The 13627-nt window shown below is 27.5% G+C and carries 11 protein-coding genes and 2 pseudogenes; 8 read left to right on the forward strand and 5 right to left on the reverse strand.

Annotated features, from left to right (window positions below):
* A pseudogene (locus E6A48_RS10910) lies at positions 1 to 804 on the forward strand (hypothetical protein); the annotation flags it as partial.
* A 2-nt stretch (positions 805 to 806) separates the two neighbouring features.
* On the opposite strand, the gene E6A48_RS10915 reads toward E6A48_RS10910, so the two are convergent.
* The 5 genes and pseudogenes from E6A48_RS10915 to E6A48_RS10935 all read right to left on the reverse strand — a co-directional run bounded on the left by E6A48_RS10915 (position 807) and on the right by E6A48_RS10935 (position 7565).
* On the reverse strand, positions 807 to 1022 hold the full coding sequence (locus E6A48_RS10915; protein ID WP_219710287.1) for a hypothetical protein: 216 nt from the start codon (positions 1020 to 1022) through the stop codon (positions 807 to 809).
* Positions 1015 to 1287: pseudogene (locus E6A48_RS10920) on the reverse strand (BrnT family toxin); the annotation flags it as partial. The pseudogene E6A48_RS10920 and the gene E6A48_RS10915, both read right to left, overlap by 8 nt.
* 134 nt (positions 1288 to 1421) lie before the next feature.
* Positions 1422 to 3275, reverse strand: a complete 1854-nt coding sequence (locus E6A48_RS10925; RefSeq protein ID WP_219710289.1) for a conjugal transfer protein TraB — start codon at positions 3273 to 3275, stop codon at positions 1422 to 1424.
* Between the two features lie 6 nt (positions 3276 to 3281).
* On the reverse strand, positions 3282 to 5699 hold the full coding sequence (locus E6A48_RS10930; RefSeq protein WP_219710290.1) for a penicillin-binding protein 1A: 2418 nt from the start codon (positions 5697 to 5699) through the stop codon (positions 3282 to 3284).
* A 93-nt stretch (positions 5700 to 5792) separates the two neighbouring features.
* Entirely contained in the window at positions 5793 to 7565 is a 1773-nt protein-coding gene (locus tag E6A48_RS10935) for a SpoIIE family protein phosphatase (RefSeq protein ID WP_219710291.1), read from the reverse strand.
* Between the two features lie 175 nt (positions 7566 to 7740).
* On the opposite strand from E6A48_RS10935, the gene rsgA reads away from it, so the two are divergent.
* From rsgA to pgsA, 7 genes are all read left to right on the forward strand, one after another.
* Positions 7741 to 8844, forward strand: a complete 1104-nt coding sequence (rsgA, locus tag E6A48_RS10940) for a ribosome small subunit-dependent GTPase A (RefSeq protein WP_219710292.1) — start codon at positions 7741 to 7743, stop codon at positions 8842 to 8844.
* Between the two features lie 207 nt (positions 8845 to 9051).
* Complete coding sequence (locus E6A48_RS10945; RefSeq protein WP_219710294.1) at positions 9052 to 9486, forward strand: ankyrin repeat domain-containing protein; 435 nt, start codon at positions 9052 to 9054, stop codon at positions 9484 to 9486.
* Positions 9487 to 9660: 174 nt separating this feature from the next.
* Positions 9661 to 10119, forward strand: coding sequence for an META domain-containing protein (locus tag E6A48_RS10950; protein WP_219710296.1), 459 nt, complete (start codon positions 9661 to 9663; stop codon positions 10117 to 10119).
* A gap of 221 nt (positions 10120 to 10340) precedes the next feature.
* Complete coding sequence (locus tag E6A48_RS10955; RefSeq protein ID WP_219710299.1) at positions 10341 to 11276, forward strand: ABC transporter ATP-binding protein; 936 nt, start codon at positions 10341 to 10343, stop codon at positions 11274 to 11276.
* Positions 11276 to 11998, forward strand: coding sequence for an ABC transporter permease subunit (locus tag E6A48_RS10960; RefSeq protein ID WP_219710301.1), 723 nt, complete (start codon positions 11276 to 11278; stop codon positions 11996 to 11998). The genes E6A48_RS10955 and E6A48_RS10960 overlap by 1 nt, the downstream gene beginning before the upstream one ends.
* An 18-nt stretch (positions 11999 to 12016) precedes the next feature.
* Positions 12017 to 13015 carry a DUF4340 domain-containing protein gene (locus E6A48_RS10965; protein ID WP_219710302.1) on the forward strand — a complete coding sequence of 333 codons (999 nt, stop codon included), beginning with the start codon at positions 12017 to 12019 and terminating at the stop codon, positions 13013 to 13015.
* A 29-nt stretch (positions 13016 to 13044) separates the two neighbouring features.
* Entirely contained in the window at positions 13045 to 13602 is a 558-nt protein-coding gene (gene pgsA / locus E6A48_RS10970; protein ID WP_219710304.1) for a CDP-diacylglycerol--glycerol-3-phosphate 3-phosphatidyltransferase, read from the forward strand.
* Positions 13603 to 13627: the final 25 nt, after the last annotated feature.

The raw sequence follows: 13627 nt of genomic DNA on the forward strand, positions 1-13627 counted from the left end.
TCAATAGATAATAATTTTATAGAAAATAATTTTTATGATAGTTTATTTAATTATTTATTAGAAGATGAAAAAAAAGAAATATTAAAAGATATAAATAAAAAGAATAATGAAATAAATAAAATGCATTTTTATAATATAAGAATAACAGGAAAAATTGATTTACAAAATATAGAAGTAAAAGAAGCAGATTTTAAAGGTTCTATTATTGATGGTGGTTTAATCAATCCTGTTAATTTCAAAGTGAATAAATTCGCCAATCGTGAAAGTGCTTTATTTCTTAAACAGCAGGCTTATGCCAGAAATAATGCCATTGATGCATTAGAATATAAAGCTAAAGAAATTGAATGCCATAAAAATGATTTAATGAAATCAGCAAAAGATATTATACAAAATAAAGAATATTCGTTTACTAAAAAAACAAAAGAATTGTATAAAATTGTTGGAGATATAGCTTCAATATATTTAAGCTCACTTTACAGTGATAATGGGCAGAATTGGATTAAGGCTTTAGGTATGACTATAGCTATAACGGTTATTTGTTTTATAGTTTTTTATATACATATACCTGATTTTTATAATACTAATATAGCTAATTTATCTTGTAATTATAAAAATTTATTCCCAGAGTTAATAAAATATTTTATACCTACCGATTACACACTTTTAATAAAATATGCCGCATCTAGTCTGAATTTGTTATTAAAAATATTCGGCGTTTTAGTTTATTTTTTAGGAAAGGTGTTGTTTTGGTACGGCTCGGTGCAGACTGTTACTGCGTTTAGGAAGTTCGCTAAAGGGGCTTGAGGTTATTTATTAATTAGATATTTTGAAAGTATTTCGTTGGCTATTTCTGATATTGAGGTTTCTGACTGCTTAGATAAAATTTCTAATTCAGATAATATTTTTTTGTCTAAATAAATAGGGGTTTCTATATCTTTGCTTTCAATAAAGAACTTTCCATTTTCAAAATTTGTAATTTTCTGTGCTTTTGAAAAATCATATTCTTTTTTTATATCACTCATAATCCCTCCTATTATAGTATTGATTAATTTCATTTTTAGTTGCATATCTTGCTGATATAATTCTTATAATTTCTTCGTTAGAATTTTTTGTTCTATCTGTATGAACAACAACTGCAATAAATTTTCCTTTAATATTTCCCATTGTAATAAATCTGTCCTCATAATCTGAATGTTCTTCATCTTTCATAATGAGGGCGTTTTTATCGGCAAAAACATATATTGCATCTTCAAATGAAATTTTATGTTTTTTAATATTGATAATATTTTTATTATTATCCTATTCAAACTTTATCATAATATTATTTTATATCATTAGACTATAATATCAATAGTATAAAATAAGCAGATAATTATAACGTTTAGGAAGTTCGCTAAAGGGGCTTGAAATATATATAATTACTAAATAATATAATCGTTAGCGATGCTTCTTAGTCTTTTAGCTCCAAGTACATGGAAATGTCTTAGTTTTCTTAATGTTTCACTAGAGAATGTATTTAATGGCACATAAACTATCTCTACTTTTGTTGTCATTTTAGCAAACTCTTTTAATATGTTTGAAGGCGGAGTAGGGGCAACATAACCTAAATATTTATCCACAGAATAAACTATAGCAGTATACAATAATAAATCAGCATAATTTCTCACTATACCGTCTTTTTTAAGTTTAGCATATTCTCTCCATACATCATACGGAGCTTGCGGAGGCATTAGTGAAGCGTATCCTCCAAAAAAGCATTTTGATATACCAGGACCAACTAAAGTGTTACCTGGCTCTGTTGAATAAAGTATTAAATCGCTGTCATCATGTGCTTCGCTATACCAAACTATATTCCAATCATAATTTTCATCATGTTCCTCATCAAATATCACAACCATATGACCAATATTGCCTTTTATCTTTGGAATCTCTTTAACATATATCTCTTTTTTATAATAATTTCTTATAGTCTCACGCATATCAATACCGTCTTTAATGCTCACCTTAAAAGGCTCTATTTTTGCTTTATCTTCTGTAAGCATATTTCTAATTTTGTTTCTAAGTATATTCATATGCTTTTCCATAAGCACGTCTTCAGGTATATGCGAAAGTAAATTAGTTCTCTTATTCCAAGTGTCAGCCCATTCACCATCATATTTTTCTTTTGGGCGGGTTGTAACATGCACTTTCTTAAAAGAAGTTTTCCATATATTGTCATATTGATGAAGCTTTATTTTTTTGTCTTTTAATAAGCCCTCCATTCCATTAGTAGCAGGGTCGCGATTTAATTTTATTGTAGGATAATCTTCATCTTCATCTGTGTAGTAAGGATAATATTCCATACCTTCCATTACCTCCAAAGCATAATCATTATTAATCATGCACTTTGAAGCTGTAAGCATATCTATATAATCAGGAAGAATATAATTGTCTAATATGCATAAGTTTCTTAAATACTTCATCATATTCTTTTGCTGCAACATAGATATAGGGAGTTTGTATCTTAATTTAGCCTCTCTAAAAATACTTTCTATAATTTCTATTTTATCAAACTTCTCTAATTCATTATTTCTATATTTCTCATACATATAAGAAGTAAATGGAAACTCTCCAAGTACTTTATTTATAGAGTTTTTATGTATATTAAATATTTTATTGTTATCTTCGCTATATTCAATTTTTTCATTATCAGTTTCATTTTTTTCTTTTTTAAGTAAATTTAAAATATTATCCCAATGCGACATTCCGCAAACAAATAATATCCTTTCATGTTTTTGAGAGATATTAGCTAATTCTCTAGCCATAAATAATTCTCTCTCTTCATCTGTTTTAGTTTTTACAAATGAATAATTGTTTTTTACTTCACTATAAAAACTTTCAAGCCCAATTTTGTTTAATAAATAATCATCAGGCATAAGATAATGAGAGTTAGTGTTTATTGATGTAATATCTTTATCTATTGTATATAACGGAAGCTCTTCATCTATTGAAAGTCTTATAGCTTCTATAATAGAGTCGCAAGGGTCAATAGGTATATAAACAGCTTCATTTTCTATTTCTCTTATAATTAAGCTAATAAATGGAAGTCTAGCAACAGCATTCTTTAGAGATTTATAAAAGTTTAAAGGCTGCTCTATAACTATAGCATCAGGCTTGAAATTATAAAAAGCTTCCCTCACAGCTAGAGCAAAATATACTCTTGAATGTATAGAGGGAATAGCTAAAATATTATTATATCTTAAAACATTAGAATCAATATTAACTATATTACTCATAAAAATTTAATCAAAAAAAGAATCAATAATACTATCAAGATTGCTAGTATCTTCTAAATAAGTATCACAAACATCGCAAGTCTCTTGAGGTATTTTATCTTTTATAAATAAGTCGGTAGTAAGGGCAGGGCAAGAAGAACTAGGCAATTTCCCACTTCTTGCACACACTTCTAATCTCACAACATTTTCAGGCTGAGAATACCAAGTAGGTTTTATATCTTTTAGTGCTTCAACCATATATTTACCCCAAATAGGAGCAGCCACTCTTCCCCCCACTTGATGATTGCCAAGAGAATATTTGAAAGAATCAAAACCAATCCATATACCAGTAGTAAGTTCAGGAGTGTATCCTACAAACCAAGCATCTTTCCAGTCATTAGAAGTACCAGTTTTACCAGCACCTCTTCTAGTAAATCCAGCCTCATACATAGCACTAGTAGCAGTACCACCTCTAAGTACACCAGCTAATATATCACTAATCATGTAAGCTACTTCTTCGCTCATTACTTGTTTAGCTCCGCCTTTAAGTGTAATTTCTCTTTTTAATTCCTCTTCAAAGTTATCCATCATAACACCGTATCTGTCTGTAACATATCTTATAAGTATAGGTTCAACCTCTTTTCCTTTGTTTGCTATAGTAGCAAAACCTGTAGTAAGTTCTAATGGTGTAAATAAACCTGTACCAAGACCTAATGTTAAATCTGGATTAAACATTCTTTTAGACTTAGCATCATCAGGCTGTGCTTTAAATATAGGCTCTATATATCTTATTGCATTTGTAATACCTACATAATTTACAACATTAACAGTGGCAATATTAAGCGAAACAGCCAAAGCATATCTTAGGCTAACATCTCCTTTAAAGTTTCCAGAATAGTTTTTAGGTATCCAAACTTTTCCTTCTTCTCCTTCCTCTGGTACAAATCCAATAGGAGCATCGCTTACTATAGTTGCAGGGTTATAGTTAGTGATGTCCATAGAAGCAGCATATACAAAAGGCTTAAATGCACTTCCTGCCTGTCTTCTTGCTTGGGTTGCTCTGTTAAATTGGTTTCTTGGAGTAAAGCCTGAGCCTCCAACCATTGAAACTATATATCCATTTCTTGGGTCTATTGCAACTAATGCTCCTTCTATTTGACGTGATAATTCTGCCTCATCTGCCTTCATTACTTCCATCATAATGTCATTAACTTCTTCCATACCAAACATATCTGATATGAGTGCTAAAGAACTTGATGTGTCTTGGTTTAGAAGTGAGCGAACAGATATAGAGAATTTATTTCTTGCCATATTTTCTGGAAGCTCAAATAGTAAAGAAAGCATTTCTACTTTATCTATAAGCTCTCTATCATAAATAGTGCTTATATCCATAGAACCACCTTCATATTTATCATTATATTCTTTTAAGGCTTCTGTTAATAATTTTTGTGCAGCTTCCTGTTTTTCTATATCTATAGTAGTATATATTTTTAATCCATCTTCTTTTAATGCTTTTTCTCCGTATTTATCAATCAATTCTCTTCTAACATATTCTGTAATATATGGAGCTCGGTCTATTGAAGCACTATAAGCAGTAGAACCTCTTCTTCCTATTTTTCCGCTATAAGAAGCCCAGAATTCTTTGTAAGCATTATCTGCTTCATCTTTGCTTATAAACTTCAAATCTGTCATTCTTTTTAATACAACTTTATGTCTGCTCATAGATATATTTGGATTATTGATAGGGGAGTATGTGTTTGGAGAAGGCGGAAGTGTTGCAAGCATGGCACATTCTGCTAAATCCAAATCCTCTACATTCTTATTAAAATAAAATCTGCTGGCTGCCTGTACGCCGTAAACAGAATGACCAAAAAATATTTGATTGAAATATAATGTTACTATCTCTTCTTTAGTTAATCTCTTTTCTATTTGAAATGTTACCCATATCTCTTTTAATTTTCTTATAATAGTTCTTTCTCTAGATTTTAATACTATTCCTCTTGCTACCTGCTGAGTTAGGGTACTTGCTCCTCTCGGTCTTTTGCCAACTAGCATATTACCAATAGTACCTCTAAATATACCTATTATATCTATGCCGTCATGTTTCATAAAATTATTATCTTCCATAGATATAATTGCTTCTATAAGATGAGGAGGTAAATCTTTATATTCAACCAAAGCTCTTTGCTCTGAGAAAAACTCTGATATAACTTCGCCTTTTATATCATATATTTTTGTTGGTATTGTTGGCTTATATAATTCTACCGCTTGAACGTCTGGCTGTCTTATAATATCTGCTATTAAAAAAGCAAATATTAAAGTGCCTATAGAAAATATTACAACTAATACTGCTATATATATTTTTATAAATTTATTAAGGTTTACTGTATGGTATTTATTTTTTAAATTAGATAGTTTTGTTTTAAAAAAATCTTTTGCTTTCAATTTTTTATCCTAAATGTTTTAAAGTTATTCTATATATTATAAAACAATTATTCAATTAATCAAGCATATAAATTTTAATTGATTTTTAAAAAATTATAAAATTTTTGTTATTAATAGAGTAATATCATCAAATTGGGCAATCTCATCTCTAAATGTAACAGTTTCTTCTACTATATCATCTAATAATTCTTTAGGTTTATCATAATCATTTTTAAGCAGTTCTTTTAACCTATCTTCTCCATAAACTTCATCAAACCTATTGAAAGTATCAGTTACTCCGTCTGTGAATAATACTATTGTATCATCTGAAGAATATGATATTTTATTATTTATGTAAGTTTCATTTTTTACAAAGCCTAATGGTTTTCCTTTTGTATGCATTTCTTCTATTATCTTGGTATTTGAAGAATCATCTTTTCTAACTAAATATTGAGGTAAATGTCCAGCATTAGAGTAGGTTAAAGTTTTATTTTTTGTATCTATTACAACTAAAAAACAAGTAACAAACATTCCGTTTTTAGAATCTTCATAAATATGTTTGTTAGTGTATTTTAATATGCTTGCTGGATCATCTATTTGAGAGAAATAAACTCTTAATATAGACCTTGTCATAGTCATAAAAAAGCCAGCACCTAAACCTTTACCTGATACATCGGCTATAATAAGAGCATATTTACTGCTACTTATTTTTATATAATCATAAAAGTCTCCGCCCACGTTTTTGCTCGGTATGCTTATTGCAGCAATATCAAATAAATTATCATTTGGAAAATGTGTTGGAAGTACACTTTTTTGTAATTGCTCTGTATAGTTAATCTCTTCTGTGAGAGATTCTTTTATTTTAGATTCTTCAGATAAAAGTACATGCATGTAATTTTCACCTAATTGCTGTGCCAACATCTCTAATAACATTAAGTTACTTAAATTATATGCTTTATTAATGTTTCTTTCTGTGGCACATAAAAAGCCTATTATTTCATCTTTTATGATTATAGGTGCTGCTATAAAACTTTCTCTTTTATATCTTAATGATTTGTTTGGTTTGAATCTATGGTCTTTAGAAACATTAACCGAATAAACAGCTTTTTTAGTTTTTAATATTTCTGCAAGCACATTGTCTTCTACAGTAACCGCACCATATTGTAAAACATCTTCATCAATACCTATTGCAGCTTTAAATTTAAATACTCCATTTTCTTTTAATATCACTGAAACTCTATGTGCTTCAAAAGCTTCGCATACTATGCTAATATTATTGTTTAATATTTCATCAACTGTTTCGCATCTATTAATGGATATAGACATTTCATACAAAGCTGCAACTTCATATGCTCTAGATTGTGCTTTCTCATAATTGATTTTATTAACTAAAGATAAAGATACTAAATGTGCAAAAGATTTCATTAATACAGTATCTTTTTCTACAAAATTACCATTTTTTTTATTTAATAAAAATATTGCTGCTATATTTCTATTTCTAATTTTTACAGGTACAAATAATATATTTTTTAATTCATCTCCTATCATATCTTTTAGAGGAACGAAATTTGAATCTTCTTTAGGATCATTAGAATATAATGAAGCGGAGGTTGTATAAGCTCTTACTGCTATTGGTTTATCATTATCTATAATAGAACCAAAAAAATTATTGCCAAGAGGTCCTATAGACATTTCAAAGTTTAGGTTATTTAATTCTGGGTCTACTAGATATAAAAGTATTGTATTTGAATTCATTACGGCTTTTATTTCAGATATAAGAGTTATTAAACTTTCTTCATAGTCTGTTGAAGAATTCATTTTTTTTATGATATTAGAAAACACCTCAATTTGTTTTTCAGGGTTATCCATTATTTCATTTATATTCACTAAAACCTCTACATATTAGCCGTTTGAAATAGATTATATCATAGTGTATTTTATAGTCAATATATTTGAATATAATATATTTTTCTAAAATAATAATTTTGAAAAATTGACAAATATTTTTATGTTTAGTATTATATAGTTATATTAATATACTATTATAATGAGGATAAAAATCTTGAAAATAAGAGATATTGGCTTTGATGAATATTTTGAGAAGTTAGCATTAGAAAGTTTGAAAATTAATTCTTTAAAAGAAATTAATAATGAAGAACTTATGCCTGCTAGAGTGATAAGGATTAATAAAAGATACTATACACTTTTTTCTGACGAGGGGGAATTTCTAGCAAGAATAAAAGGAAAGATTAGATATAACTCCGAAGTACAAAGCGAGCTTCCTGTTGTTGGTGATTGGGTATTAATGAAAAAGTCTGATAATAATGCTTTTATTGACACTATACTTACTAGAAAAAATATTTTATATAGAAAAGCTAATATTAAAAAAAATGATATTCAGGCTATAGTAAGCAATATTGATTATGCTTTTATTATAGTAGGTATTGATAATGAGATGCCAATGTCTGCTATTGCAAGATATTTATCTGTAGTTCACACTTCTGGAATTAAGCCAATAATTGCAATAAGTAAAATTGATTTGTATGAAGATGCTGAATATAAAGAGTTATTGGATACTATAAAAGAAACTTATCCTAATGAAACAGCATTTGCCTATAGTTCAAAAACAGGAAAAAACGCTGATATATTTTTAAAATATATTAAGAAAGATACTTCATCAGTTTTTATAGGGGCATCAGGTGCTGGCAAATCTACTATTATTAATTATCTTTTGAAAGATGAGAAAATGAAAACCCAAGAGGTAAGAGAGTACGATTTTAAAGGAATGCATACTACAACACATAGAGAGCTTTTAGTGTTAGATAGTGGAGGTGTTGTAATAGATACTCCTGGTTTAAGAAATTTAGGTTTATGGGAAGATGATAAAGGCATAAAGAAAACTTTTGAAGATTTGGAAGAGTATGCTAAAAAATGTAAGTTTAAAGACTGTACGCACCAGCATGAACCGGATTGTTATATATTAGAACTTCTTGAAAATGATGAAATACCTTATGAAAGATATGATGCTTATATAACACTTCTTAATGAAAATAGAGAATTACAAAAAAGTTCTATAGAGATAAAGAAAGACAGAAAAATGGCTCTTAAAAAGATAACAAAGCATAGAAATAATTATAAGAAGATGAATGTAAAAAATAAGAAATAATTCATTTAATCATTTTATTTTTATTAAAAAAACAAGAAAAAACTCATAATAAATCTTTTTTAATGTAAATTTATTTTATGTAATTTGTATCAATAAATCAAAACGTAAATTTATTACAAATTTTATTTACAAAAAATTGACAAACTCTATTATATTTATTATACTATTTTTATAATGTTTGTTTTATAAATTAAACGGAGTTTTTTTATGAAAAAAATTATTATTTTGATAATGCTTTTTAGTTTATCTTTATTTGGTCAAAGAAAGATGACTCCATTGATGGAAGCTTTAGAGAAAAAAGATAGCAAAAGAGCAATAGAACTTATAAATTCAGGGGCAGATATTAATACAAAAGACAGAATGGGAGAAACTCCATTAATAGAGGCGGCTGAAGAAGGGCTACCTGAAGTTGTTAGAGTATTGATAGAAAAGAAAGCAGATTTAAATGCTGTAAATGTTAGAAACAGAACAGCTTTAAATAGAGCTTCATATAAAGGTTATACTGAAATAGTGCGTATGTTGATTAATGCTGGTGCTGATATTAACATCAAAGATAAATATGGAAAAACAGCATTAAGCTATGCAAGCCAAAGAGGACATCAAAATATAGTTAAAATTCTAAAAGCAGCTGGTGCAAAGTAAAACTAAGTTAATTTAAAAGAATATTTTAAAATAGAATTTCTAAATAATTTTTATTAAATATTATTTTTTTATTATAAAATAATAAAAAAATATATTAAAATTATAATATTTATATTGATAATAAATTTAATTATAATATAATTCTCTTTACAAAATTTAATTGAGAGGATGAAAATGAAAAAAATATTAATTTTAGTTCTTGCTGTTATAGGAGCAATATTCGCAGTATCTTGCGGACAATCTGCAAATACAACAACTGACAAAGCAAATGCTGCTATGATTACAGTTGATGATTTATTAGGTAAAGAGTTTTCTCTTACTAATATGTATGAAGGAAAAACAGTAACTATTGCTTTTTCTGCTACTAATATGTTAGGCGGTAAAGCTGTTATCAACAATTATTTTGGCGGTTTTACTTTGGAAGGCGACAAAATTAAATTAAGCCCTATGGGTTCTACTAAAATGGCTGGTCCTGAAGAAGATATGAATGCAGAAATGGAATATTTACAAATATTAAATGGTGCTGATACTATTGCTTTAGACGGCGATGTATTAACTATTACTACTACTTCTGGTACTAACTTAATTTATACTTTTACTCAAAACGTAGAAATAGTAACTAATAATCAGTAAGAAATATTTAAGAAGTATTTTTTATAATAATACAGAGTGTTGGATATTATTCCGGCACTCTTTTTTTATTTATATGTATTAAAAAATATATATAACGCTTAAAGAATTTTATGGTTATTATTATAGTTGAGATTTTAGATTTTTTATATTATAATTCTTTCTTATTAGTTTAGATTATAAGTTATTATTTAATAAATGTTTTTTAAGGATATATATAAAATATGATTTCAGTTAAGAATTTAACTAAATATTATGATGATTTTCAGGCTTTAAAAGGCATTAGCTTTGAAATAAAATCTGGAGAGATTGTCGGTATATTAGGACCTAATGGTGCTGGTAAATCAACCACTTTAAGAATATTAACATCATATCTTTCTCCTACAAGCGGAGATGCTATTATAGATGGAAAAAGTATTTTAGATAAAGATATAGAAATAAAAAAAATAATAGGATACCTTCCAGAATCTGCTCCTTTATATAATGATATGTGTGTTTTTGATTATTTGGTTTATATGGCAGATATACAAGAACTAAATAGAAATAAATTATCAGAGAGACTTAATTATGTTGTGGAAGCTTGTTCTCTTAAAGATGTAATATCAAAGCCTATAGGAGAGCTTTCTAAAGGGTATAAACAGAGAGTAGGGCTTGCTGGGGCTATTATTCATGACCCTAAAATACTTATATTAGATGAGCCTACAAATGGTCTTGACCCTAATCAAATTGTTGAAATTAGAGAGCTTATCAAAGAACTTGGAAAAGAGAAAACTGTTTTAATATCTACACACATATTAAGCGAAGTTGAGGCTACTTGTTCTAGGGCTATTATTATAAACAAAGGAACTATTATTGCTGATAATGACCCTAAACATTTAAGTGTTGATAATAAAATATCTTCTATTAAACTTTCTCTAAAAACTAATGATAACTTTGAAATTATAAAGACAAAATTAAATAGTTTAGATAATATTCAAGATATAACTCTAGTTGAAGAAGATGATAATATAAAAACAATTATTGTAAAAACAACAGACAAAGAGCCTATTGAAAAAGTATATAAATTTATTAAAAACACAGATTGGATAATATATGAGTTTGTAAAAGAGAAAGAGAATTTAGAAACAGTATTCCACACTTTAACTAAAGGAGAAAATTGATGACTAATATTTTTTCTTTTAATAAGACAAAAATAATATTAAAAAAAGAATTAAGACATATATTTTTATCTCCAATAGCTTATATATTTTCTGCAATATTTTTAATAGCTTCAGGAATATATTTTTTCTCAAGATTTTTTATATTATCTCAAAATGATATGCAAGATTATTTTTCAATTTTGCCTTTTATACTTTCTCTTATAATACCTCCAATTACAATGGGGTTATTATCTAGCGAGTTTTCAAGCGGTTCTTATGAGTTAATAAGCACTCAATCTGTAACTACATTAGATATTATAATGGGTAAGTTTTTATCTGCTGTAGTATTTATGCTTTTTGCTTTAGTGCCTACAATACTTTATCCTATCACTTTGCTTTTTTTAGGCAGATTGGATATTGGCCCTGTGATAGGCGGATATGTTGGAAGCGTATTTTTAATATCAGCTTTATGTGCTATAGGTATATTTGCTTCATCTGTTACAAAAAATCAAATAATAGCCTTGATTGTTGCTTTGGCTATAATGATATCTCTTAATATATTATTAAAATTCTTAGGACTTCTTTTTCCTAATACTTCTAATTTTATATTATTTATTAGCGGGGATTATCATTTTGCTAATATTGCAAGAGGGGTAATAGATTTAAGAGATATTATTTATTTTCTTTCTATAACAACTATATTTTTGTATTTAGCAAATATCATTCTTCAAAATAGAAAATAATATAATTAGGATAAACGTATGAACAAAAACTTAAAAAAAATAATAATTCTTTTAGTGGTATTAATAATTATTAGCTTTGCTGCTTTTTTTACTACTAAATATAAAAAACAGCAATTAATAGCAAATAAACCAAGAACTCAGATTTTTGAGCTTAATGAAACCAATGTAAATAAATATCATCTTATATATGATAATCAGGATATAACAGTAGAAAAAAAGAATGATGTTTGGACTATAACTTCCCCAGAGAACAATTATAAAGTTGATCAAATGGAAGCTTTTGCTAATGTTAAGAACTTTAATACTCTTAATATAGATTTGATAATAACAAATTTAAGCGAGGTTGATTCTTTTGGTTTGGATAATCCAACTAATGAGTTTACAGTTTGGGATGGAAAAAAAGAACATAAAATATATGTTGGAAATAAAACTCCTGATGGTGAAAGATATTATGTAAAATATAATGATGAGTATTTTAGTGTGGAGTATGTTTATATAGAGGCTCTTAAAAAAACAATAGATATGTTGAGAGATAAAGAGATATTTGAAAGCCCTATAGTTTTAGATTCTGTAACAACTGTAGAAATCGCTACTAAAGATTATACTAATACTATAAAAAAATTAAATAGAACTAATTGGGTTGTAGATGATTTGGCTGAGCAGACTGATTTGGATAAAGCATATAGAGATTATGAAACTTTATCTTTAGTTAAGGCATCTGCTTTTGTATATGACCAAGATTTAATGAAACAGTTATTTAAAATTCCAGATGCTGTTATTACAATATATATGCAAGATAATACTAAAGAGGTTTATGAATTAGTATATACCGTAGATGATAAGATATATGTAATGCCTAAAAGTGGTATAGTGTATGAAGTAGATTATTCCATATATGATGCTGCTATGAGAAGTAAGGATTATTATGAAAAAAGTGACAGTGTAGAAGACACTGAAGAAGCATTAGATTATACAGATGAAGAAAGTCTTAAATTATACGAAGGTTTAGAAAAATAATTTTATAAAAACAATTTAAGGATAAAATTATGAAAAAACATATTCCTAATTTACTTAGCTTCAGCAGAATTATTTTGTCGCCATTAGTGATATTTTTATATTTTTATAACTCTATCATTACGGCAATACTAGCTTTAATATTTTTAATTATATTAGAGATAACTGATGCTTTAGATGGTATGTTAGCGAGAAAGTTTAATATAGTAAGTGATTTGGGTAAAGTGTTAGACCCTTTTGCTGACACAGTTTTTCACATCACTATGTTTACAATATTCTTGTATGAAGGTTCTATGCCTATGTGGATGTATATTATTTCGCTTTATAGGGATATGTTTTCTATGTTTGTAAGGATACTTGGAGGGCTTAGAGGGTTTGCTGTGGCTGCCAAATTTAGCGGAAAATTAAAGACTGCTTCAAGGGCTATGGCTGTTGTGATAATATTTTTAATAAAGATACTTAAATATACTTCTATAGCTTTGCCTTATGATAAAATAATATATTACAGTTTACTTGTTGTAACAATTATTACAATATATTCATTTTTTGATTATATGCCACTTCTTAAAGGAAAGACCGAGAAGAAATAAATATTTGTATTGTTTTTGATTTAAT

Source organism: Brachyspira pilosicoli, from assembly GCF_019402445.1.
Taxonomy (GTDB): domain Bacteria; phylum Spirochaetota; class Brachyspiria; order Brachyspirales; family Brachyspiraceae; genus Brachyspira; species Brachyspira pilosicoli_B.